The following is a 23,743-nucleotide window of genomic DNA, read 5'->3' as shown; positions in this document are numbered from 1 at the left end:
CATGATGCAAGAGTCCCCGAACCTGCTGGTCTTTTCCGGCAACGCCAACAAACGTCTGGCGCAGAACATCTGCAAGGAACTGGGAGTCCGCCCGGGCAAGGCGCTGGTCTCGCACTTCTCCGATGGTGAAGTGCAGGTCGAGATCGAAGAGAACGTCCGCAAGCAGGACGTCTTCGTGATCCAGCCGACCTCGGCGCCGAGCGCGGAGAACCTGATGGAACTGCTGGTGCTGATCGACGCGCTCAAGCGCGCATCGGTGGCCAGCGTGACCGCCGTGGTGCCGTACTTCGGCTACTCGCGCCAGGATCGCCGCATGCGTTCCTCGCGCGTGCCGATCACCGCCAAGCTGGCGGCCAAGATGTTCAGCACCGCTGGCGCTGATCGCGTGCTGACCGTCGACCTGCACGCCGACCAGATCCAGGGCTTCTTCGATATCCCGGTGGACAACGTGTATGCGTCCCCGCTGCTGCTGGCCGACATCTGGCGCGCCTACGGCACCGAGAACCTGATCGTCGTCTCGCCGGACGTGGGCGGCGTGGTCCGCGCCCGTGCGGTGGCCAAGCGCCTGGATGACGCCGACCTGGCGATCATCGACAAGCGCCGCCCGCGCGCCAACGTCTCCACCGTGATGAACATCATCGGTGACGTCGAAGGCAAGACCTGCGTCATGGTCGATGACATCGTCGATACCGCCGGCACCCTGTGCGCCGCTGCCGCTGCCCTCAAGGCGCGCGGTGCGCTCAAGGTCGCCGCCTACTGCACCCACGCGGTGCTGTCGGGCCCGGCGGTGGACAACATCACCAATTCCCAGCTCGACGAACTGGTGGTGACCGATACCATCCCGCTGAAGGACGCAGCGCGGGTGTGCAGCAAGATCCGCCAGCTGAGCGTGGCGGAAATGCTGGCCGAAACGATGCGCCGCATCGCCTTCGGCGAGTCGGTCAGCTCGCTGTACGTCGATTGATTTTCGTCCCCGCCGGCAACGGTGGGGACACCCCCCGGGTGCTTCTGGTCGCGGAAGCATCTTCAACCGCCACGCCGCAAGGTGCGGCAACAACCTGAGTAGTCGAAAATGTCGAAGACCCATGAAATCAAGGTCACCAAGCGTGAACTGCAGCGTAAGGGTGCGAGCCGCCGCCTGCGTCACGCTGGTGTGATCCCGGCCATCGTGTACGGCGGCAACGCCGAGCCGGTCGCCATCAGCCTGGACCACAACGAAATCTGGCTGGCCCAGCAGAACGAGTGGTTCTATGCCTCGATCCTGGACCTGAACCTGGACGGCCAGGTGCAGAAGGTCCTGCTGCGTGACATGCAGCGCCACCCGTACAAGCAGCTGATCATGCACCTGGACTTCCAGCGCGTGAACGAGAACGAAGCCCTGACCGCTTCGGTCCCGCTGCACTTCATCAACGAACACACCTCGCCGGCCGGCAAGGCTGCCGACGTCGTGGTCACCCACGAACTGAAGGAAGTGACCATCAGCTGCCTGCCGAAGGACCTGCCGGAGTCGATCGAAGTCGACCTGGGCGGCCTGAACGCTGGCGACGTGGTGTACCTGTCCAACATCAAGCTGCCGAAGGGCGTGGAAATCCCGGCGCTGGCGCTGGGCAAGGACCACGACGACGCCATCGTCACCGCCAAGCACGGCAAGGAAGACGCTGCCGACGCTGAAGCACCGGCTGCCGAGTAATACAGTGGCGGTGCCTGCCTCCGGGCAGGCACCGTTCTGGAAGGAACCATGGCAGGACTGCGACTGATCGTCGGTCTGGGCAATCCCGGATCGGAACACGCCCGGACCCGGCACAATGCCGGGTTTCATTTCGTTGAGGCCCTGGCTGAAAAAGCCGGTGCACGCTGGAACGTGGACAGCAAGCTGTTCGGCGAGACCGCCAAGGTCGAGATCGCCGGGCAGACCGTCTGGCTGCTGAAGCCGGCTACCTTCATGAACCTCAGTGGCAAGTCGGTCACCGCCGCGCAGCGGTTCTGGAAGATCGAGCCGGAGGAAACGCTGCTGGCACACGACGAACTGGACCTGCCGCCCGGTGCGGTACGGCTGAAGTTCGACGGTGGCCATGGCGGCCAGAATGGCCTGCGCGACACCATGCGCCTGCTGGGGCACGGCAAGTTCCATCGCCTGCGCGTGGGCATCGGCCATCCCGGCCACAAGGACCGCGTAGTGGGCTGGGTGCTCGGTCGTCCCTCCAAGGACGATGACGTGCTCATCGCACGCGCCATCGACGACGCCATCGACGTGCTGCCGCTGGCGGTGCAGGGCGATTTCAACGAAGCAATGAAGCGGCTGCACACCCCGAAATAACCGGTAGGTACCGACCGTTGGTCGGCCAGACCGGTAGGTACCGACCGTTGGTCGGTACGGAGAATGATTGGAAAAACGGCGGCCACGCCGCTGTTTCCCCAATCACTTTCACCCCAGAGAGCTGTCACCATGGGTATCAAATGCGGCATCGTCGGCCTGCCCAACGTCGGCAAGTCGACCCTGTTCAACGCGCTGACCAAGGCGGGCATCGCCGCGGCGAACTTCCCGTTCTGCACCATCGAACCGAACGTCGGCATCGTGCCGGTGCCGGACCCGCGCCTGGGTGAGCTGGCGGCGATCATCAACCCGCAGAAGGTCATCCCGACCGCGGTGGAGTTCGTCGACATCGCCGGCCTGGTGGCCGGTGCAGCCAGCGGCGAAGGCCTGGGCAACAAGTTCCTGGCGCACATCCGCGAAGTCGATGCGATCACCCACGTGGTGCGCTGCTTCGAGAACGCCGACGTCATCCACGTCAACAACAAGGTCGACCCGATCTCGGACATCGAAACCATCGATACCGAGCTGGCCCTGGCCGACCTGGACAGCGTCGAGAAGGCCCTGAACCGCGCCGAGCGCGCCGCCAAGGGTGGCGACAAGGAAGCGGCCGCGCGCAAGCCGGTGCTGGCCAAGCTGCAGGCTGCCCTGGCCGACGGCAAGTCCGGTCGTTCGGTTGGCCTGGACGAGGAAGAGAAGGCGCTGGTCCGTGACCTGTTCCTGCTGACCCTGAAGCCGGTGATGTACATCGCCAACGTGCTGGAAGACGGCTTCGAGAACAACCCGCACCTGGACGCCGTGCGCGCCCACGCCGCCGCGGAAGGCGCGCAGGTGGTGCCGGTGTCGGCCGCGATCGAAGAAGAGCTGTCCCAGCTTGACGACGAAGACCGCGACACCTTCCTGGCCGACCTGGGCCTGAGCGAGCCGGGCCTGAACCGCGTGATCAACGCGGCCTACAGCCTGCTGGGCCTGCAGACCTACTTCACCGCTGGCGTGAAGGAAGTCCGCGCGTGGACCGTGCGCAAGGGCGCCACCGCGCCGCAGGCCGCCGCGGTCATCCACACCGACTTCGAGAAGGGCTTCATCCGCGCCGAAACCATCGCGTATGACGACTTCATCAAGTACAAGGGCGAAGCGGGTGCCAAGGAAGCCGGTCGCCTGCGCCTGGAAGGCAAGGAATACCGCGTGCAGGAAGGCGACGTGCTGCACTTCCGCTTCAACGTCTGATCCAGCGGCAACGGATCGACTCCGGACGCCCCGCCTCGAGCGGGGCGTCCGCGTTTCCGGCACCGGTTTCTGCGCTGGACAAAAAATGACCACGCTTCGAAACGCCTGCGGTGCAAGGCTCGCACGCACTTGTCCACACCAAACCCCCACCGCTTTCCACGCGGGGTGTGGAAAACCCAGCCTGCCACTGTAGAGCCGAGCCGATGCTCGGCTGATGCCCGCCGGAGCCGAGCATGGGCTCGGCTCTACAGAAGCTGGCCCGCGCGGCATGGACAAAATTTCACCACGCTGGGAAACGCCTGCGGCATAACGCTCGCACCCACTTGTCCACATCAAGTTCCCATCGCTTTCCACGTGCCGTGTGGAAAACAACCGGAGGCATGGACAAAAAATCACCACGCCTGGAAACGCCTGCAACGCAAGGCTCGCGGCCACTTGTCCACACCAAGTTCCCATCGCTTTCCACGCGTCGTGTGGAAAACCCGGCGGGCGCGCAAAGCCAGGTTCCCATCGCTTCTTATGCTCTGGTAGTCGCCCACCTTGGTGGGCGCGCGGCAAAGCAGTGCCCACCAAGGTGGGCATCTACCAAAGCCAGGTTCCCAGACAACAAGGCCCGCCAATGGCGGGCCTCATCGTCCACGTCCTGCGAAACCGCGCTTACAGCGCGCTGCCGCCGAACTTGTGGGTGTACTGCAGGTTGATCGTACGGCCTACGCTGTCGAACCAGGACACGTCGTAGTACGGGTAGGCCGTATACGTGGCGTCCTTCGGCGGCATCTTGTTGAACACGTTGACCACCGACAGCGACAGGCGCGAGTGGTCGTCGAAGCGGTACTGCACCGAGGCGTTGTAGCGGTAGGTGGCCTTGATGTACGGGCTGTCGCCGCTGTCCTCGTCGAACACCTGGTCGTAGCTGTCCGAGTTCGGCAGCTTGCCCAGGCGCGAGCCGTACACGGTCGCCGACCACGCGTCCTTCTCCCAGGTCACGCTGACACTGGTCTTGGTGCGCGGGATGTCGAAGCCGCTGTTCACCGCGAACTGGTCTTCGATGGGATCCCCCGGGTAGCGCTGGAAATCATGCTTCTTCACCCAGGTATGGGTGCCGTTGAAGATGAAGTCGCCAGCGCCGGTCTGCAGGCGGTAACGCAGGCCCACGTCGATGCCCGAGGTCGACTCGCGTGCCACGTTGATCGGGTTCACGTACACGCCGTACAGGCGGCCGTCGGCGGTGCGGGTCACCCGCGCCAGCGCGTCCACGCAGGTGGGCGAGGTGATGTCGGCGTCGCCCAGGCGGCAGTTCGCTTCGCTGGCCAGGATCGTGCGCACGTCCATGTCCTGCACCTGCTTGCGCATGTCGATGTCGAACCAGTCCACCGACAGGTCCAGGCCGGCGGCCGGCGACCAGACGAAGCCTGCGCTCCACGAGGTACTGGTCTCCGGGTCGAGTTCGCGGTTGCCGCTGCGGCTGCGGATCACGTTGCGCTCGTAGTCGGAGCAGTCATCGGCGTCGTCGGCACGGCAGCTGTACAGGTCTTCCGCCGTGGTCTCGTCGTTGCCCGGGCCGGCGAACACGTAGTGCAGGTCCGGCGCGCGGAAGGCGGTGCCGTAGGAGCCGCGCACCAGCAGTCTGTCCACGGGTCGCCATTCCAGGCCGCCGCTCCAGGTCGCCTTGCCGATGGTATGGCCCGAGTAGCGGTACTGGTCGTAGCGGCCGGCCACGCTCAGGTTCAGCGTGTCGTGCAGCGGCAGGCGCAGCTCGGCGGCGGTCGCCCAGCGGTTGCGCGAACCCTTGCCGTCCGAATCCTTCCAGCTGTAGTAGTAGTACTCGGTCGCCAGCGGGTCGGGATTCAGTGCATAGGCCTGCTGGCCCACTTCCACCGTCGCGGCGAAACCAGCGTCGCCGCCGGGCAGCGCGAACAGCGAGCCGTTGGTCAGCGTGAGGGCGGCCGTCTCGGTGCGCGATTTCGGCGTGTAGGTCGTGCGCGCGGCGATCGACTCGTACTCGGCGCGGGTCAGCGGCCGGTACAGGCGCGACGGGTCGGCGTTGTAGATCGGGAAGCCATCATCGTCCTCGCCCAGCTGCGGCCCCAGGAACAGGTCGTTGGCCTTGGCGGCAATGATCTGCGGCCAGCTGATCCGCGACTGGTACTGCGAATGGCTCAGCGCCGCTTCGTAGTCCCAGTTGCCCGCCAGGTTGCCCTTGAAGCCGGTGGTCACGCTGAAGGTCTTCTGCGTGCTGCGCACCATGGCGTTGCGCAGGCCACCCATTTCCTCGGGCGAGAACTGGCGCTGCCAGAACTCGATCTCGCCGGTGGCCTCGTTGTTGAAGTAGCCCGACTCGTCGCCGTCGGCCGCCATGCGTCCCCACGAGGTGACGTCGCGCATCAGCGCCAGCGTGTGGTAGCCCATCTGCACGTCGGCAAACCACTGCTGGCCGTTGTCGAAGTCATAGCTCAGCGAGGCGTAGCCGTTGGCGCCGCGGCGCTTGCTGAGGATGGTGCCGTAGCCGATCGACGCATCACTGCCGCAGTAGTAGCCATAGCGCGGGCGGAAGGCGTGGTAGGTGCTGCCCTGGTTCTGCCCGGCCAGCGCTTCGCAGGTGGCCGCGCCCGGGTCCAGGTAGTCATCGTTGTAGTCGGTGCGCAGGTAGGCACGGCGCGCGATGCGCGAGCCTTCGGTCGGCCCGTCCTGGGTCGAATCCTGGATGTCGCGCTCGTAGGCCCACAGCGGCGTCTGCGACTGCAGCTCCACGCTGTAGACCGCATTGAAGTTGCCCTTGCTGAAGCCGCTGGACAGGCTCATGTCGAACGACTCGCCGCCGCCTTCGCTGGTGGTGCCCATGCGCACGTCGACCGTGGTGCCGTCGGCCTTCTTCTTCAGGATGAAGTTGACCACGCCGGCGATCGCATCCGAGCCGTAGATGGCCGACGCGCTGCCGGTCAGCACTTCGATGCGGTCGATCATGCCCAGCGGGATGTTGGACACGTCGGTGAAGTTGCTGCGGCCCTGGAAGGGCATCGGGAAATCGGCGATGCGGCGGCCGTTGACCAGCACCAGGGTGTGGTTCGGGCCCAGCCCGCGCAGGTCGACCTGCTGTGCGCCCGGCGAGAAGTCGGCGCCGCTGGAGGACTGCTGGCTCTGGGTCTCGCCGCCGTTCTGGGTCATCGCACGCAGCACGTCAGGCACCGTGGTGAAGCCGCTGGAGCGGATCTCCTCGGCATTGATCACCGTGATCGGTGCCGGGCCTTCCACCTGCGCGCGCGGGATGCGCGAACCGGTTACCTGGACTGCATCAAGTTGCTGCACCGAAGAGGAGCCGGGGCTCTGGGCCGCTGCCGAGGCAGCAACACCCATCAACGCCAGCTGGATCGACCACGCCATCGCCTGTCTACGCATGAGAAATATCTCGGGAATGAAGCCGGCCCGCAGAGGAGGGGCCCTGTCCCCCATTCACAATCCGGAATGGGCGCGCGCATTTAACGCCTTTTTTACGCTCTTGACTACAGGTCTTTCATCTGGCAAAGAGTGAAAACGATTGCAAGCCGATTCTGTTCAGGGAGATCAACCATGAGCGCCCTTGTCCGCCGCGTCTGCTCAAGCCTCGTGCTGGGGATCGTGCTGGCACTGATGGCCCCGCTGGCATCAGCGCAGGACCCCCGCGACCTGCAGTCCCCCGGTTTCGATTATTACGAGATTGGCGACCTGGATGCACCCCGGCCCGGCCCGCGCGCGCCGGCGATGATGCTGATGGGGGGCGGCGAGTGGGTACCCGAAGCCTTCCAGTGGTGGCTGCGCCAGGCCGGCAACGGCCGCGTGCTGATCCTGCGCGCATCGGGCCGCGACGAACTGCAGGAGCGCCTGTACCGCGACATCGGCGGTACCACCGCCGTGCAGACCCTGGTGTTCGACAACCGCCGCGGTGCCGACGATCCGGCGGTGCTGCGCGTGGTGGCCGCCGCCGATGCCATCTTCATCGCCGGCGGCGACCAGTCGCGCTACATCCGCTTCTGGAAGGGCACGGCGCTCAATCGTGCCCTCAATGCGCACGTGCGGGCCGGCAAGCCGATTGCCGGCACCAGTGCCGGCCTGGCGATCCTCGGCGGCTATGCCTATGGCGCGCTGGACGGCGGCAGCATCACCTCGGCCGGCGCGCTGGCCGACCCGATGGGCAGTGCGGTGACTCTCGACAGCGGTTTCCTGCACATGCCCTATCTGCAGCGCGTGGTCACCGACACCCACTTCGACAAGCGCGACCGCCTCGGCCGCCTGATCGTGTTCGTTGCCCGCGCCGCCCGCGAGAGTGGTGATCCGGACATGGTCGGCATCGGTGTGGACGAGGACACGGCCCTGTGCGTGGAGCCCGACGGCCAGGCCCAGGTCTACAGCGCCGATGGCGAAGGCAAGGTCTGGGTGGTCAGTCCCGGCCGCGACGCCGACCGCCTGGTGGAGGGCGAACCGCTGCAGTTCCACGCAGTGCCGGTAACCGTGGTCGCCAGTGGTGGCCGCCTGCGCCTGGATGACTTCCAGGCCGACGTCGACTACCAGGCCATGGCCGACATCACCGACGGCGAGATCGAAGTCATCCGCCGGTAGTGCCGGCCGCGGGCCGGCGGCCTTGCCGCGAAGCACCTTCCGCCGGGCATGGCCCGGCGCTACCGAACCATTTCCCTGGAGACGTACCTGATGAAACTGCGCCTGGCGCTGTCCGCCCTGCTGTCCCTGCCCCTGCTCGCGCAGGCAGCGCCGTCCACTTCACCGCTGCTGGTCATCCATGGCGGGGCAGGGGTCGAGCGCAAGGATCTGTCGCCGGCCGAAGAGAAGGCTGCGCGCGCCGCGCTTCAGGCTGCACTGTTGAAAGGCCACGCCGAACTGGCTGCCGGCCGTCCCGCGCTGGCCGCAGTGACCGCCGCGATCAGCGTGCTCGAGGACGATCCGACCTTCAATGCCGGCAAGGGTGCGGTATTCACCCATGACGGCCGCAACGAACTGGATGCCGCGCTGATGGATGGCGCCACCCAGGCGGCCGGCGCGGTGGCCGGCGTGCAGCGCGTGCGCAACCCGATCCAGCTGGCGCAGCTGGTCATGCAGAAATCGCCGCACGTGATGATGGTCGGGCAGGGCGCCGAGGCATTCGCGGTGGAGCAGGGTGTCAGCCTGGTCGATCCCTCGTACTTCCGCACCGACAAGCGCTGGCAGCAGCTGCAGCGCGCGCTCAAGGAAGAGGCCAGCGGCCAGGCCCATGCCGATCTGGAGACGGCAAAGCACTTCGGTACCGTCGGTGCGGTCGCACTGGATGCGCAGGGCCATCTTGCGGCCGGCACGTCCACCGGCGGCATGACCAACAAGCGCTACGGGCGCGTGGGTGATTCGCCGATCATCGGTGCCGGCACCTGGGCTGATGCGCGTTGCGCGGTGTCGGGCACTGGTTGGGGCGAGTACTACATCCGCACTGCGGCCGCGCACGAGATCTGCGCGCGCATGCGCTACCAGGGGCAGACGCCGGAGCAGGCTGGCAAGGGCGTCATCAACGACACCATCCCGAAGATGGGGGGCGACGGTGGGGCGATCGTGCTGTCCGCAGACGGAAAAGCAGCCACGCCGTTCAACACGCAGGGCATGTATCGGGGCTGGATCGGCGCCGACGGAGTGCCTCATGTCGCAATTTTCGCCAACGAGACCCTGGTGCTGCCAGGGCAATAACGTTGCGTATCAATGGGTTTGCGACAACGTGTGAAAAAAATGGAAAAAAGCGTTGACAGCCCCCCGTCCCATCAGCAGAATAAGCGGCTCACCACCACACACCGCAACGCTTCGGCGGCAACGGGATGGGGTGGTAAGGAGGGATACCCAAGCGGCCAACGGGGGCAGACTGTAAATCTGCTGGCTTACGCCTTCGGTGGTTCGAATCCACCTCCCTCCACCAGATTCACGTTGTGGCACATTCCCGGTGCGGGAGTAGTTCAATGGTAGAACCTCAGCCTTCCAAGCTGATGGTGCGGGTTCGATTCCCGTCTCCCGCTCCATTGAATGAACTTTGAATATTATCGAGTTCATGCCATAATGCAAAACTCGCTCACATAGCTCAGTCGGTAGAGCACTTCCTTGGTAAGGAAGAGGTCGAAGGTTCGATTCCTTTTGTGAGCACCATCTTAAGCACCACACCAGACGAATTCGAGATAAGCAGCCATGGCCAAGGGTAAGTTCGAGCGCACCAAGCCGCACGTCAACGTCGGCACCATCGGTCACGTCGACCACGGCAAGACCACGCTGACCGCCGCACTGACCAAGATCGGTGCCGAGCGTTTCGGTGGCGAGTTCAAGGACTACTCGGCCATTGACGCCGCTCCGGAAGAGAAGGCTCGTGGTATCACGATCTCGACCGCGCACGTCGAATACGAATCCACCACCCGTCACTACGCCCACGTCGATTGCCCGGGCCACGCTGACTACGTCAAGAACATGATCACCGGTGCTGCCCAGATGGACGGCGCGATCCTGGTGTGCTCGGCCGCTGACGGCCCGATGCCGCAGACCCGCGAGCACATCCTGCTGTCGCGTCAGGTCGGCGTGCCGTACATCGTCGTGTTCCTGAACAAGGCCGACATGGTTGACGATGCCGAGCTGCTGGAACTGGTCGAAATGGAAGTCCGCGAGCTGCTGAGCAAGTACGACTTCCCGGGCGACGACACCCCGATCATCTCGGGTTCGGCCCGCCTGGCGCTGGAAGGCGACCAGAGCGACATCGGCGTGCCGGCCGTGATCAAGCTGGTCGATGCTCTCGACAGCTGGATCCCGACCCCGGAGCGTGACGTCGACAAGCCGTTCCTGATGCCGGTGGAAGACGTGTTCTCGATCTCGGGCCGCGGCACCGTGGTGACCGGTCGTATCGAGCGCGGCGTGATCAAAGTCGGCGAAGAAATCGAAATCGTCGGCATCCGTCCGGTGCAGAAGACCACCGTGACCGGCGTCGAAATGTTCCGCAAGCTGCTGGACCAGGGTCAGGCAGGTGACAACGCCGGTCTGCTGCTGCGCGGCACCAAGCGTGACGACGTCGAGCGTGGCCAGGTTCTGGCCAAGCCGGGTTCGATCAAGCCGCACACCAAGTTCGACGCCGAAGTCTACGTGCTGTCGAAGGACGAGGGCGGCCGTCACACCCCGTTCTTCAAGGGCTACCGTCCGCAGTTCTACTTCCGTACCACCGACATCACCGGTGCGGTTGAGCTGCCGGAAGGCGTCGAGATGGTGATGCCGGGCGACAACATCAAGATGGTTGTCACCCTGATCAACCCGGTCGCCATGGACGCCGGCCTGCGCTTCGCAATCCGCGAAGGTGGCCGTACTGTCGGCGCCGGTGTGGTCTCCACCATCATCGAGTAAGCCTGCAAAGCCGGCGGTTGCATAGCGCTGCCGGTCGCGCGAGTGGCGGGCCGGGAACCTCGGTCCGCCTTCGCCGTCTAAGGGAAGGCAAGTTTCAATCTGTACGCCAGTAGCTCAATTGGCAGAGCAGCGGTCTCCAAAACCGCAGGTTGGGGGTTCGAGTCCCTCCTGGCGTGCCATCTGCCCACCTTATCCAGCGGTTCGGCCGCTAAAGCAGACATAGCCTGATGAATAGCAAGATCGAACACTCCAAGGACACCTCCACCCAGGGTGGGGATATCGTCAAGTACGCCCTCGCCACCCTGCTGGTGCTGGCTGGTCTGTTCGTCTGGTTCTGGTTCTCCGCTGACTCCGGTCGCGCTGCCCAGCTGGGCGCGTGGACGGGTCAGCTGCGTGCGTTGGCCGTTGTCGTGGGTCTGGCTGGTGGTATCGGCGTGTTCCTGCTGACCGGCAAGGGTCGTGATACCCGCGAATTCCTCTCCGAGTCGCGCTTCGAGCTGCGCAAGGTGGTCTGGCCGACGCGCCAGGAAGCCACCCGCATGACTTGGGTCGTGATGGTTGTGGTGATCATCCTCAGCCTGCTGCTGGGTGGATTCGATTACGTCATTCAGCGGCTGGTCCAGCTGTTCCTGACCCGCTAAGGAGATTTGCATGAAGCGTTGGTACGTCGTTCACGCCTATTCGGGCTTCGAGAAGTCGGTTGCGCAGGCCCTGCGTGATCGCATCGTCCGTGATGGCATGGAAGAGCGCTTCGGCGATGTCCTGGTCCCGACCGAAGAAGTGGTCGAGATGCGTGCCGGCCAGAAGCGTCGTTCCGAGCGCAAGTTCTTCCCGGGTTACGTGCTGGTCCAGATCGAGACCCACGAAGAAGCCGGCATCCCGCGCATCGACAACGAAAGCTGGCACCTGGTCAAGGAAACCCCGCGCGTCATGGGCTTCATCGGCGGCACCGCCGATCGTCCGCTGCCGATCGCCGATTCCGAGGCCGAAGCCATCCTGAACCGCGTTCAGGAAGGTGTCGAGAAGCCGCGTCCGAAGGTGCTGTTCGAGCCGGGCCAGATGGTCCGCGTTACCGACGGCCCGTTCAACGATTTCAATGGCGTCGTCGAAGAAGTCAACTACGAGAAGAGCCGTCTGCGCGTCTCGGTGCTGATCTTCGGTCGTGCCACTCCGGTCGAGCTCGAGTTCGGCCAGGTCGAAAAGGCCGTCTGACCTGTCGGTAGAGTCGAGCTTGCTCGACTTTGCAGATCAGTCGAGCAAGCTCGACTCTACGGAACCAGGAACCGGGCTCAGCCCGGTTTCATTCGTTTACGTGCCGCTTCAGGCATGTGAAGAAAAAACCTGTTATAGTGCGCGGCTCCCCGCTGGGAAGCCAGCAGGACGAGGCCGCCGCAAGGTGGCCTTCAGCATGATTTCAAAACGCGATGCCGGGACGCGTGATTCCCGGTCCGATGGGGAGCCTGTTGTCGCAAGGCGCTAGCACCCGGAGAGCATACTCATGGCAAAGAAAGTTGTCGGTTACATCAAGCTGCAGGTGAAGGCCGGTCAGGCCAACCCCTCGCCGCCGGTCGGTCCTGCGCTGGGTCAGCGCGGCCTGAACATCATGGAATTCTGCAAGGCGTTCAACGCTGCCACGCAGAAGCTCGAGCCGGGTCTGCCGGTTCCGGTGATCATCACGGCCTACTCGGACCGTACGTTCACCTTCATCACCAAGAGCACCCCGGCCACCACCCTGCTGAAGAAGGCCGCTGGCATCTCGTCGGGCTCCAAGCGCCCGAACACCGAGAAGGTCGGCAAGGTCACCCGTAAGCAGCTGGAAGAGATCGCCAAGGCGAAGGAACCGGATCTGACTGCCGCCGATCTGGACGCCGCCGTGCGTACCATCGCTGGCTCTGCCCGTTCCATGGGCCTCGTGGTGGAGGGTTAATCAGATGGCACAGAACAAGCGCGAAAAGGCCATCAAGGCCGCCGTTGTCCCGGGCAAGTCGTACGCCTTCGAAGACGCGATCAACATCCTGAAGACCGCCACCAAGGCCAAGTTCGTCGAGTCGATCGACGTTGCTGTGCGCCTGGGCGTCGATGCGAAGAAGTCCGACCAGCAGGTCCGTGGCTCCACCGTGCTGCCGGCGGGTACCGGCAAGTCGGTCCGCGTCGCTGTCTTCGCTCCGGCCGGTGCCAAGGCTGACGAAGCCCTGGCTGCTGGCGCCGAAGCCGTCGGTATGGACGACCTGGCCGAGAAGATGCAGGCCGGCGATCTGAACTACGACGTCGTCATCGCGACCCCGGACGCCATGCGCGTCGTCGGTAAGCTGGGCACCGTGCTGGGCCCGCGCGGCCTGATGCCGAACCCGAAGGTCGGCACCGTTTCCCCGAACCCGGGTGAAGCCGTGAAGAACGCCAAGTCGGGCCAGGTCCGTTACCGCACCGACAAGGCCGGTATCATCCACTGCACCATCGGCAAGGCCGACTTCGCCGAAGACGCGCTGAAGTCGAACCTGACCGCGCTGCTGCTGGACCTGATCAAGGCCAAGCCGGCCACCTCGAAGGGCACCTACCTGCAGAAGGTTTCGGTCAGCTCGACGATGGGCCCGGGCGTCACCGTCGACCAGTCGTCGCTGACCCTGAAGTAATTGTTTCAAGCGGTCACGGTACCCTCGGGCACCGTGACCGTGACATTTGAAGGCATCGCCAGCCGTACATCGCTGGTGGTAGCCGTCAAAGACCGCAGGCGCGGTCGTGGCAATACCGGCGACGGGCACGGAAGCTCGATATGGCAGGGAGTCGCCGCCGGAGCAGCAATGACCGCTTAATCGATTCTTCGGAATCAACCTGCGTAGATGGTGCCCTTCTGGAGTTTTTCTGGTTCACGCACGTCTGGGATCTTCCCCGATTGCACTCCAGGTCTGGAACGGCCCACCCCCGGAACATCATTCCGATGTTCCCGGCGTCCAGGACGGATGCCGCACAGGACCGCACACGGCAGGAGCCGTAAGCGGAGTTCAATTGGAGGAGTGCAATGGCTCTCAATCTGTCCCAGAAGCAAGAAGTAGTCGCCGAGCTGGCAGACGTCGCCGCCAAGGCCCACTCCTTGATCGCAGCCGAATACGCTGGCACCACGGTCGCCCAGATGACCGCGATGCGCAAGCAGGCTCGTGAAACCGGTGTTTTCTTGAAGGTTGTCAAGAACACCCTGGCTTCGCGTGCCGTTGAAGGCACCGAGTTCGCAGTCGCACAGGACCAGATGGTTGGTCCGCTGCTGTACGCGTTCTCGCTCGAGGAGCCCGGCGCAGCCGGTCGCCTGATCAAGGAAGCCGCCAAGGGCAACGACAAGCTGAAGGCTAAGGTCGTCGCCATCGGTGGTGAAGTGTTCCCGGCGAGCCACGTCGAGGTTCTGGCATCGCTGCCGACCCGCGACCAGGCCCTGGCAATGCTGGCACGCGTCCTGGCCGAGCCGGTCACGATGTTCGCCCGCGCCATCAAGGCTATCGGTGACAAGCAGAACGGTGGCGAAGCCGCTGAAGCTGCTGAACCGGCCGCCGAGACCGCCTGAGTTTCGACTATTTAGTGGTTCCTTGCGGAACCTCATCCCAGAAAATCATCCAAAGGTAATTATCATGTCCCTTACCAACGAACAGATCGTCGACGCCATCGCCGAGAAGTCCCTGATGGAAGTGATGGAGCTGGTCAAGGCCATCGAAGAGAAGTTCGGCGTCTCCGCCGCTGCTCCGGTCGCCGCTGCTGTGGCTGGCCCGGCTGCCGTTGTTGAAGAGCAGACCGAATTCGTCGTCACCCTGAAGACCGCTGGCGACAAGAAGGTCGAAGTCATCAAGGCCGTCCGCGCCATCACCGGCCTGGGCCTGAAGGAAGCGAAGGACCTGGCCGAAGCCGGCGGCGTCCTGAAGGACAACGCTTCGAAGGACGAAGCCGAGAAGATGAAGAAGGACCTGGAAGCTGCTGGCGCGACTGTCGAAGTCAAGTAAGCACTTCCCTTGCATCGTCATCGATTCACGGCGATGCAGCCAAGGCTGGGGGCGTAAGCCCCCGGCCTTTGGTCGTTGTTGCGGTGTTGTAGAGTCGACTGTTAGTCGACTGCTGTGAAGGAAGTCGACTAACAGTCGACTCTACCGGTTCAAAAGCAGAAAAAGCCCAACACGGGCTGCGGTCACAACCTCGCCAGCCAGCGCCTCGCGCGGCGGCAGGGCAGTAGATGCAGACGAGTTGGCAGTTGGAAGTAGCAAGAGAAGGCGTGCTGGTGCCGGCAATACCAGCGACTTCCAACTGACAATTTCAAGTTCCCTTCGGGTCGTGGGCGCACGACCCGCACAAACAGGTGGAAGACCTCATGACGTCCTATTCGTTCACCGAGAAAAAGCGTATCCGCAAGGATTTCGGCAAGCAGCGCTCGATCCTCGAAGTGCCGTTCCTGCTGGCCATCCAGGTGGATTCCTACCGTGATTTCCTGCAGGAAAACATCGATCCGGCCAAGCGCGCCGATTACGGCCTGCACGCTGCGCTGAAGTCGGTCTTCCCGATCGCCAGCTACAGCGGCAATGCTGCCCTGGAATACGTCGGCTACAAGCTGGGCGAGCCGGTCTTCGACGAGCGTGAGTGCCGTCAGCGTGGCATGAGCTACGGTGCGCCGCTGCGCGTGACCGTGCGCCTGGTCATCTACGACCGCGAGTCGTCGACCAAGGCCATCAAGTACGTGAAGGAGCAGGAGGTCTATCTGGGCGAAATCCCGCTGATGACCGAGAACGGCACCTTCATCGTCAACGGCACCGAGCGCGTCATCGTCTCGCAGCTGCACCGTTCGCCGGGCGTGTTCTTCGACCACGACCGTGGCAAGACCCACAGCTCGGGCAAGCTGCTGTACAGCGCCCGCATCATTCCTTACCGCGGCTCCTGGCTGGACTTCGAGTTCGACCCGAAGGACGCGCTGTTCACCCGTATCGACCGTCGCCGCAAGCTGCCGGTGTCGATCCTGCTGCGCGCGCTTGGCTACAGCAACGAAGAGATGCTGGCCGAGTTCTTCGAGATCAACACCTTCCACATCAACCCGGATGAAGGCGTCCAGCTGGAGCTGGTGCCGGAGCGCCTGCGTGGCGAAACCCTGGGCTTCGACCTCGCCGACGGCGACAAGGTCATCGTGGAAGCCGGCAAGCGCATCACCGCGCGCCACATCAAGCAGCTGGAAGCCTCGGGCATCGCCGCCCTGGCCGTGCCGGACGACTACATCGTCGGCCGCATCCTGTCGCACGACGTGGTCGATGCCTCGACCGGCGAACTGCTGGCCCAGGCCAACGACGAGATCAGCGACGAGCAGCTGCAGAACTTCCGCAAGGCCGGCGTCGATGCGGTGGGCACCCTGTGGGTGAACGACCTGGATCGTGGCCCGTACCTGTCCAACACCCTGCGCATCGATCCGACCAAGACCCAGCTGGAAGCCCTGGTCGAAATCTACCGCATGATGCGTCCGGGCGAGCCGCCGACCAAGGATGCCGCGCAGAACCTGTTCCACAACCTGTTCTTCACCTTCGAGCGCTACGACCTGTCCGCGGTCGGCCGCATGAAGTTCAACCGTCGCGTGGGCCGCAAGGAAACCACCGGCGAAGCCGTGCTGTACGACAGCAAGTACTTCGGTGAGCGCAACGACGAAGAGTCCAAGCGCCTGGTCGGCGCCCACGGCGACAGTTCCGACATCCTGGACGTGATCAAGGTCCTGACCGAGATCCGCAACGGTCGCGGCGTGGTCGATGACATCGATCACCTGGGCAACCGTCGCGTGCGTTCGGTCGGTGAAATGGCCGAGAACGTGTTCCGCGTCGGCCTGGTCCGCGTCGAGCGCGCGGTCAAGGAACGCCTGTCGATGGCCGAGTCGGAAGGCCTGACCCCGCAGGAGCTGATCAACGCCAAGCCGGTCGCCGCTGCCATCAAGGAGTTCTTCGGCTCCTCGCAGCTGTCGCAGTTCATGGATCAGAACAACCCGCTGTCGGAAGTCACGCACAAGCGTCGCGTCTCGGCCCTGGGCCCGGGCGGTCTGACCCGTGAGCGCGCCGGCTTCGAAGTGCGCGACGTGCACCCGACCCATTACGGCCGCGTCTGCACCATCGAAACGCCGGAAGGCCCGAACATCGGCCTGATCAACTCGCTCGCCGTGTACGCCCGCACCAACCAGTACGGTTTCCTCGAGACCCCGTACCGCAAGGTCGTGGACGGCAAGGTCTATGACGAAGTCGAGTTCCTGTCGGCGATCGAAGAAAACGAATACGTCATTGCGCAGGCCAACGCGCTGACCAATGCCGACAGCGTGCTGACCGAGCAGTTCGTTCCGTGCCGCTTCCAGGGCGAATCGCTGCTGAAGCCGCCGGCGGAAGTCCACTTCATGGACGTCTCGCCGATGCAGACCGTGTCGATCGCGGCCGCGCTGGTTCCGTTCCTCGAGCACGATGACGCCAACCGTGCACTGATGGGCGCCAACATGCAGCGTCAGGCCGTGCCGACCCTGCGTGCGCAGAAGCCGCTGGTCGGTACCGGCATCGAGCGCGCCGTGGCGCGTGACTCCGGTGTGACCGTGAACGCCCGTCGTGGTGGCGAGATCGTGCAGATCGACGCTGCCCGCATCGTGGTCAAGGTCAACGAGGAAGAGATCGTTGGCGCCACCGATGCAGGCGTGGACATCTACAACCTGGTCAAGTACACCCGTTCGAACCAGAACACCTGCATCAACCAGCGTCCGCTGGTCCAGGTGGGTGACGTCATCGCCCGCGGCGACGTGCTGGCCGACGGTCCGTCCACCGACATCGGCGAACTGGCCCTGGGCCAGAACATGCTGATCGCGTTCATGCCGTGGAACGGCTACAACTTCGAAGACTCCATCCTGCTCTCCGAGCGCGTGGTGGAAGAGGATCGCTACACCACGATCCACATCGAAGAGCTGACCTGCGTTGCGCGTGACACCAAGCTGGGGCCGGAGGAAATCTCCGCCGACATCCCGAACGTTTCCGAGCAGGCGCTGAACCGCCTGGACGAAAGCGGCGTGGTGTACATCGGTGCGGAAGTCCGCGCCGGCGACATCATGGTCGGCAAGGTCACCCCGAAGGGCGAAAGCCAGCTGACCCCGGAAGAGAAGCTGCTGCGCGCGATCTTCGGCGAGAAGGCTTCGGACGTTAAGGACAGCTCGCTGCGCGTTCCGCCGGGCATGGACGGCACCGTCATCGACGTGCAGGTCTTCACCCGCGACGGCATCGAGAAGGACAAGCGCGCCCGCCAGATCGAAGAGTCTGAAATCAAGCGCGTCAAGAAGGACTTCGACGACCAGTTCCGCATCCTGGAAGCGGCCATCTACATGCGTCTGCGTTCGCAGATCGTGGGCAAGGTGGTCAACGGTGGTGCCGGCCTGAAGAAGGGCGACGTCATCTCCGACGCCTACCTGGACGGCCTGAAGAAGGCTGACTGGTTCGCCCTGCGCATGAAGGACGAGGACGCTTCGGAAGCCATCGAGCGCGCACAGAAGCAGATCCAGGCGCACGAGAAGGAATTCGAGCGTCGCTTCGCCGACAAGCGCGGCAAGATCACCGCCGGCGACGACCTCGCCCCGGGCGTGCTGAAGATGGTCAAGGTCTTCCTGGCCGTGAAGCGCCGCATCCAGCCGGGCGACAAGATGGCAGGCCGCCACGGCAACAAGGGTGTGGTCTCCAACGTGGTGCCGGTCGAGGACATGCCGTACATGGCCTCGGGTGAAACCGTGGACATCGTGCTGAACCCGCTGGGCGTGCCGTCGCGCATGAACATCGGCCAGATCCTGGAAGTGCACCTGGGCTGGGCAGCCAAGGGCCTGGGTCGCAAGATCCAGGCGATGATGGAAGCCCAGGCTGCGGTTGCCGACCTGCGCAAGTTCCTGGACGACATCTACAACCACGACGACACCAACGTGGCCAACCGTGTCGACCTGTCGCAGTTCAGCGACGAGGAACTGCTGCGTCTGGCCCGTAACCTCACCGACGGCGTGCCGATGGCTACCCCGGTGTTCGACGGCGCCACCGAAGCGGAAATCAAGCGCATGCTGGAACTGGCCGACCTGCCGAGCAGTGGCCAGACCCAGCTGTATGACGGCCGCACCGGTGAAGCGTTCGATCGCCACACCACCGTGGGTTACATGCACTACCTGAAGCTGAACCACCTGGTCGACGACAAGATGCACGCCCGTTCGACCGGTCCGTACTCGCTCGTCACCCAGCAGCCGCTGGGCGGCAAGGCGCAGTTCGGTGGCCAGCGCTTCGGTGAAATGGAAGTCTGGGCGCTGGAAGCCTACGGCGCGGCCTACACCCTGCAGGAAATGCTGACGGTGAAGTCCGATGACGTGCAGGGCCGCAACCAGATGTACAAGAACATCGTCGACGGTGAGCACGAGATGGTCGCGGGCATGCCGGAATCCTTCAACGTCCTCGTGAAGGAAATCCGCTCGCTGGCCATCAACATGGAACTGGAAGACAACTGATCCATGCCGGCGCGGCGGTCCGCCGCCGCGCCGCTGGCAGTCAACTGAAAGCCCATCGACACAGCATTCCTCCTTCTGGAGAACACCATGAAAGACCTGCTCAACCTCTTCAACCAGCAGCGCCAGACGCTGGACTTCGACGCGATCAAGATCGCGCTGGCCTCGCCGGACCTGATCCGTTCGTGGTCCTTCGGCGAAGTGAAGAAGCCGGAAACCATCAACTACCGTACCTTCAAGCCGGAGCGTGACGGCCTGTTCTGCGCCGCCATCTTCGGGCCGGTCAAGGACTACGAGTGCCTGTGCGGCAAGTACAAGCGCATGAAGCACCGCGGCGTGGTCTGCGAAAAGTGCGGCACCGAAGTGACCCTGGCCAAGGTGCGCCGCGAGCGCATGGGCCACATCGACCTGGCTTCGCCGGTCGCGCACATCTGGTTCCTCAAGTCGCTGCCGTCGCGCATCGGCCTGATGCTGGACATGACCCTGCGTGACATCGAGCGCGTGCTGTACTTCGAAGCCTACGTGGTGACCGAGCCGGGCCTGACCGCCTTGGAGCGCCGCCAGCTGCTGACCGAAGAACAGTACCTGACCGCCCGCCAGGAACACGGTGACGACTTCGACGCCGCCATGGGCGCCGAGGCCGTGTACGAACTGCTGCGCACGATCGACCTGCAGTCGGAAATGACCCGCCTGCGCGAGGAAATCGCCGCAACCGGTTCGGAAACCAAGCTCAAGCGCCTCACCAAGCGCATCAAGCTGATCGAAGCCTTCCTGGAATCGGGCAACCGTCCGGAATGGATGGTCATGACCGTGCTGCCGGTGCTGCCGCCGGACCTGCGTCCGCTGGTCCCGCTGGATGGCGGCCGCTTCGCGACCTCCGACCTGAACGACCTGTACCGCCGCGTCATCAACCGCAACAACCGCCTGCGCCGCCTGCTCGAACTGAGCGCGCCGGACATCATCGTGCGCAATGAAAAGCGCATGCTGCAGGAATCGGTCGATGCGCTGCTGGACAACGGCCGTCGCGGCCGTGCCATCACCGGCACCAACAAGCGCCCGCTGAAGTCGCTGGCCGACATGATCAAGGGCAAGCAGGGCCGCTTCCGCCAGAACCTGCTGGGCAAGCGCGTCGACTACTCGGGCCGTTCGGTCATCGTGGTCGGCCCGTACCTGCGCCTGCACCAGTGCGGCCTGCCGAAGAAGATGGCGCTCGAGCTGTTCAAGCCGTTCGTCTTCGCCAAGCTGCAGCGTCGTGGCCTGGCCACCACCATCAAGGCCGCCAAGAAGCTGGTCGAGCGCGAAGAAGCCGAAGTCTGGGACATCCTGGAAGAGGTCATCCGCGAACACCCGGTCATGCTGAACCGTGCGCCGACCCTGCACCGCCTGGGCATCCAGGCGTTCGAGCCGGTGCTGATCGAAGGCAAGGCCATCCAGCTGCACCCGCTGGTCTGCACCGCGTTCAACGCCGACTTCGACGGTGACCAGATGGCCGTCCACGTGCCGCTCTCGCTGGAAGCCCAGCTGGAAGCGCGTGCGCTGATGATGTCGACCAACAACATCCTGTCGCCGGCCAACGGCGAGCCGATCATCGTGCCGTCGCAGGACGTCGTGCTGGGTCTGTACTACATGACCCGCTCGCTGGAAAACAAGAAGGGCGAGGGCATGGCCTTCGCCAACATCGCCGAAGTCAAGCGCGCCTACGACAACCGCGTGGTGGAACTGCACGCACGCGTCAAGGTCCGCATCACCGAAGTGGTGACCGACGAAGAAGGCAACAAGCAGAACAAGACCTCGATCGTGGACACCACGATCGGTCGCGCCCTGCTGGCTGAAATCCTGCCGGAAGGCCTGCCGTTCGCGCTGGCCAACACCGAGCTGACCAAGAAGAACATCAGCCGCCTGATCAACTCCAGCTACCGCCAGCTGGGCCTGAAGGACACGGTCGTGTTCGCCGACAAGCTGATGTACACCGGCTTCGCTTACGCGACCCGCGCCGGCGTCTCCATCGGCATCGACGACATGCTGATCCCGGACGAGAAGAAGGGCATCCTCACCGAGGCCGAAGCCGAAGTGCTGGAAATCCAGGAGCAGTACCAGTCGGGCCTGGTCACCGCCGGCGAGCGCTACAACAAGGTGGTCGACATCTGGTCGCGCACCAATGAGCGCATCGCCAAGGCGATGATGGACACCATCGGTACCGAGAAGGTCGTCAATGCCAAGGGCGAGACCATCGACCAGAAGTCGATGAACTCGCTGTACATCATGGCCGACTCCGGTGCGCGTGGTTCGCAGGCGCAGATCCGTCAGCTGGCCGGTATGCGCGGCCTGATGGCGCGTCCGGACGGCTCGATCATCGAGACGCCCATCAAGGCGAACTTCCGCGAAGGCCTGAACGTGCAGGAGTACTTCAACTCCACCCACGGTGCCCGTAAGGGTCTGGCCGATACCGCACTGAAGACCGCGAACTCGGGTTACCTGACCCGTCGTCTGGTCGACGTCGCGCAGGACGTGGTCATCACCGAAGTGGATTGCGGTACCACCGAAGGCCTGATCATGACCCCGATCGTGGAAGGCGGCGACGTGGTCGAGCCGCTGAAGGATCGCGTGCTGGGTCGCGTGGTTGCCGAGGACGTGTTCCTGCCGGGCAACGACGAAGATCCGATCGTCACCCGCAACACCCTGCTCGACGAAGCCTGGGTCGCCAAGCTGGAAGATGCCGGCGTGCAGAGCATCAAGGTGCGTTCGACGATCTCGTGCGAATCGGCCTTCGGTGTCTGCGGTCGCTGCTACGGCCGCGATCTGGCCCGTGGCCACCTGGTCAACATCGGTGAAGCGGTCGGCGTCATCGCTGCCCAGTCCATCGGTGAGCCGGGTACCCAGCTGACCATGCGTACGTTCCACATCGGTGGTGCGGCGTCGCGAGCTGCTGCGGTCGACAACATCACCGTCAAGACCACCGGTTCGGTCAAGTTCAGCAACCTCAAGTCGGTCGAGCACGCCAACGGCTCGCTGGTGGCAGTGTCGCGTTCGGGCGAAATCTCGGTGCTCGATGCCCACGGCCGTGAGCGTGAGCGTTACAAGCTGCCGTACGGTGCGACCATCACCTCGAAGGACGGTGATGCGATCAAGGCTGGCCAGACCGTGGCCAACTGGGATCCGCATAACCACCCGATCGTGTCGGAAGTTGCCGGCTTCATCCGCTTCATCGACTTCGTCGACGGCATCACCGTCATCGAGAAGACCGACGAGCTGACCGGCCTCGCTTCGCGCGAAATCACCGATCCGAAGCGTCGTGGTGCCCAGGCCAAGGACCTGCGCCCGATCGTGCGCATCGTCGACGCCAAGGGCAACGACCTGTCCATCCCGGGCACCGATCTGCCGGCGCAGTACCTGCTGCCGCCGCGTTCGATCGTCAACCTGCAGGACGGCGCCGCAGTGGGCGTGGGCGACGTCGTCGCCAAGATCCCGCAGGAAGCGTCGAAGACCCGCGACATCACCGGTGGTCTGCCGCGCGTGGCCGATCTGTTCGAAGCCCGCAAGCCGAAGGATCCGGCAGTGCTGGCCGAGCGTTCGGGCATCATCAGCTTCGGCAAGGACACCAAGGGCAAGCAGCGCCTGATCATCAAGGACACCGATGGTTCGGAACACGAAGAGCTGATCCCGAAGTACCGCCAGGTCATCGTGTTCGAAGGCGAGCATGTCACCAAGGGTGAAACCATCGTGGACGGCGAGCCGAGCCCGCAGGACATCCTGCGCCTGCTGGGTGTCGAACCGCTGGCCGCCTACCTGGTGAAGGAAATCCAGGACGTGTACCGCCTGCAGGGCGTGAAGATCAACGACAAGCACATCGAGGTCATCACCCGCCAGATGCTGCGCAAGGTCGAGATCACCGACCAGGGCAGCAGCAAGTTCCTGAACGGCGAACAGGTGGAGCGCCAGCGCGTAATCGAGGAGAATGCGCGCCTGTCGACCCGCAACGAGCTGCCGGCGCACTTCGATCCGGTCCTGCTGGGTATCACCAAGGCATCGCTGGCGACCGAATCGTTCATCTCGGCCGCTTCGTTCCAGGAAACCACCCGCGTGCTGACCGAAGCTGCCGTCCGCGGCACCAAGGACAACCTGCGCGGCCTGAAGGAAAACGTCATCGTCGGCCGCCTGATCCCGGCCGGTACCGGTCTGTCGTACCACAGCAGCCGCCGCCGCGGCGCTTCGGGTCTCACCGACTCGGAGATGCAGGCCCTGACCGGCACCCCGGCAGCCGTCGAAGCTCCGGCCGTTGAAGCCGAAGCTGAACAGGCGTCTGGCGAAGAATGAGGTATCAGGTCCGGCCGCGA

General features: G+C 64.2%; 16 protein-coding genes and 4 tRNA genes. 19 read left to right on the top strand and 1 reads right to left on the bottom strand.

Going from position 1 to position 23,743, the window contains the following annotated elements:
• Positions 1-4 precede the first annotated feature (4 nt).
• The 4 genes from AC3WL7_RS18100 to ychF all read left to right on the top strand — a co-directional run bounded on the left by AC3WL7_RS18100 (position 5) and on the right by ychF (position 3,538).
• Positions 5-964 carry a ribose-phosphate diphosphokinase gene (locus AC3WL7_RS18100; protein ID WP_025879147.1) on the top strand — a complete coding sequence of 320 codons (960 nt, stop codon included), beginning with the start codon at positions 5-7 and terminating at the stop codon, positions 962-964.
• 108 nt (positions 965-1,072) lie between these two features.
• A complete protein-coding gene (locus AC3WL7_RS18095) occupies positions 1,073-1,690 on the top strand; it encodes a 50S ribosomal protein L25/general stress protein Ctc (protein WP_492752205.1) in 618 nt (205 codons plus the stop codon).
• A gap of 48 nt (positions 1,691-1,738) precedes the next feature.
• Complete coding sequence (gene pth, locus AC3WL7_RS18090) at positions 1,739-2,317, top strand: aminoacyl-tRNA hydrolase (RefSeq protein ID WP_079220740.1); 579 nt, start codon at positions 1,739-1,741, stop codon at positions 2,315-2,317.
• A 129-nt stretch (positions 2,318-2,446) separates the two neighbouring features.
• Entirely contained in the window at positions 2,447-3,538 is a 1,092-nt protein-coding gene (ychF, locus tag AC3WL7_RS18085) for a redox-regulated ATPase YchF (protein ID WP_079220741.1), read from the top strand.
• Between the two features lie 657 nt (positions 3,539-4,195).
• Here ychF and AC3WL7_RS18080 read toward each other — a convergent pair.
• Positions 4,196-6,934 carry a TonB-dependent receptor plug domain-containing protein gene (locus tag AC3WL7_RS18080; RefSeq protein ID WP_492752204.1) on the bottom strand — a complete coding sequence of 913 codons (2,739 nt, stop codon included), beginning with the start codon at positions 6,932-6,934 and terminating at the stop codon, positions 4,196-4,198.
• Positions 6,935-7,165: 231 nt separating this feature from the next.
• Here AC3WL7_RS18080 and AC3WL7_RS18075 point away from each other — a divergent pair, with 231 nt between their 5' ends.
• The 15 genes from AC3WL7_RS18075 to rpoC all read left to right on the top strand — a co-directional run bounded on the left by AC3WL7_RS18075 (position 7,166) and on the right by rpoC (position 23,723).
• On the top strand, positions 7,166-8,131 hold the full coding sequence (locus tag AC3WL7_RS18075; RefSeq protein ID WP_492752216.1) for a cyanophycinase: 966 nt from the start codon (positions 7,166-7,168) through the stop codon (positions 8,129-8,131).
• Between the two features lie 90 nt (positions 8,132-8,221).
• Positions 8,222-9,238, top strand: coding sequence for an isoaspartyl peptidase/L-asparaginase family protein (locus AC3WL7_RS18070; RefSeq protein WP_492752202.1), 1,017 nt, complete (start codon positions 8,222-8,224; stop codon positions 9,236-9,238).
• 137 nt (positions 9,239-9,375) lie between these two features.
• A tRNA-Tyr gene (locus tag AC3WL7_RS18065) sits at positions 9,376-9,461 on the top strand.
• A gap of 26 nt (positions 9,462-9,487) precedes the next feature.
• A tRNA-Gly gene (locus AC3WL7_RS18060) sits at positions 9,488-9,561 on the top strand.
• Positions 9,562-9,609: 48 nt separating this feature from the next.
• A tRNA-Thr gene (locus AC3WL7_RS18055) sits at positions 9,610-9,685 on the top strand.
• A 39-nt stretch (positions 9,686-9,724) separates the two neighbouring features.
• Positions 9,725-10,915 (top strand): elongation factor Tu, encoded by a 1,191-nt coding sequence (tuf, locus tag AC3WL7_RS18050; RefSeq protein WP_079220745.1) that lies wholly within the window; start codon positions 9,725-9,727, stop codon positions 10,913-10,915.
• Positions 10,916-11,018: 103 nt separating this feature from the next.
• Positions 11,019-11,094: transfer RNA gene (locus AC3WL7_RS18045), tRNA-Trp, on the top strand.
• A gap of 48 nt (positions 11,095-11,142) precedes the next feature.
• A complete protein-coding gene (gene secE / locus AC3WL7_RS18040; RefSeq protein ID WP_079220746.1) occupies positions 11,143-11,556 on the top strand; it encodes a preprotein translocase subunit SecE in 414 nt (137 codons plus the stop codon).
• A gap of 10 nt (positions 11,557-11,566) precedes the next feature.
• Entirely contained in the window at positions 11,567-12,127 is a 561-nt protein-coding gene (gene nusG, locus AC3WL7_RS18035) for a transcription termination/antitermination protein NusG (RefSeq protein ID WP_004154362.1), read from the top strand.
• 286 nt (positions 12,128-12,413) lie between these two features.
• Entirely contained in the window at positions 12,414-12,842 is a 429-nt protein-coding gene (gene rplK, locus AC3WL7_RS18030) for a 50S ribosomal protein L11 (protein WP_004145248.1), read from the top strand.
• Between the two features lie 4 nt (positions 12,843-12,846).
• Positions 12,847-13,545: a 50S ribosomal protein L1 gene (gene rplA / locus AC3WL7_RS18025; protein WP_079220747.1), complete on the top strand. Its 699-nt coding sequence runs from the start codon at positions 12,847-12,849 to the stop codon at positions 13,543-13,545.
• 386 nt (positions 13,546-13,931) lie between these two features.
• Positions 13,932-14,465 carry a 50S ribosomal protein L10 gene (gene rplJ / locus AC3WL7_RS18020; protein ID WP_079220748.1) on the top strand — a complete coding sequence of 178 codons (534 nt, stop codon included), beginning with the start codon at positions 13,932-13,934 and terminating at the stop codon, positions 14,463-14,465.
• A 64-nt stretch (positions 14,466-14,529) separates the two neighbouring features.
• Complete coding sequence (gene rplL, locus AC3WL7_RS18015; protein ID WP_025879347.1) at positions 14,530-14,895, top strand: 50S ribosomal protein L7/L12; 366 nt, start codon at positions 14,530-14,532, stop codon at positions 14,893-14,895.
• A 362-nt stretch (positions 14,896-15,257) separates the two neighbouring features.
• Positions 15,258-19,412 (top strand): DNA-directed RNA polymerase subunit beta, encoded by a 4,155-nt coding sequence (gene rpoB / locus AC3WL7_RS18010; RefSeq protein WP_492752193.1) that lies wholly within the window; start codon positions 15,258-15,260, stop codon positions 19,410-19,412.
• Between the two features lie 87 nt (positions 19,413-19,499).
• Positions 19,500-23,723, top strand: coding sequence for a DNA-directed RNA polymerase subunit beta' (rpoC, locus tag AC3WL7_RS18005; protein WP_079220750.1), 4,224 nt, complete (start codon positions 19,500-19,502; stop codon positions 23,721-23,723).
• The last annotated feature ends 20 nt before the right edge of the window (positions 23,724-23,743 follow it).

The organism is Stenotrophomonas sp. FW305-3-2-15-E-LB1, assembly GCF_058787375.1.
This window is presented reverse-complemented; position numbering and strand designations above follow the sequence as displayed.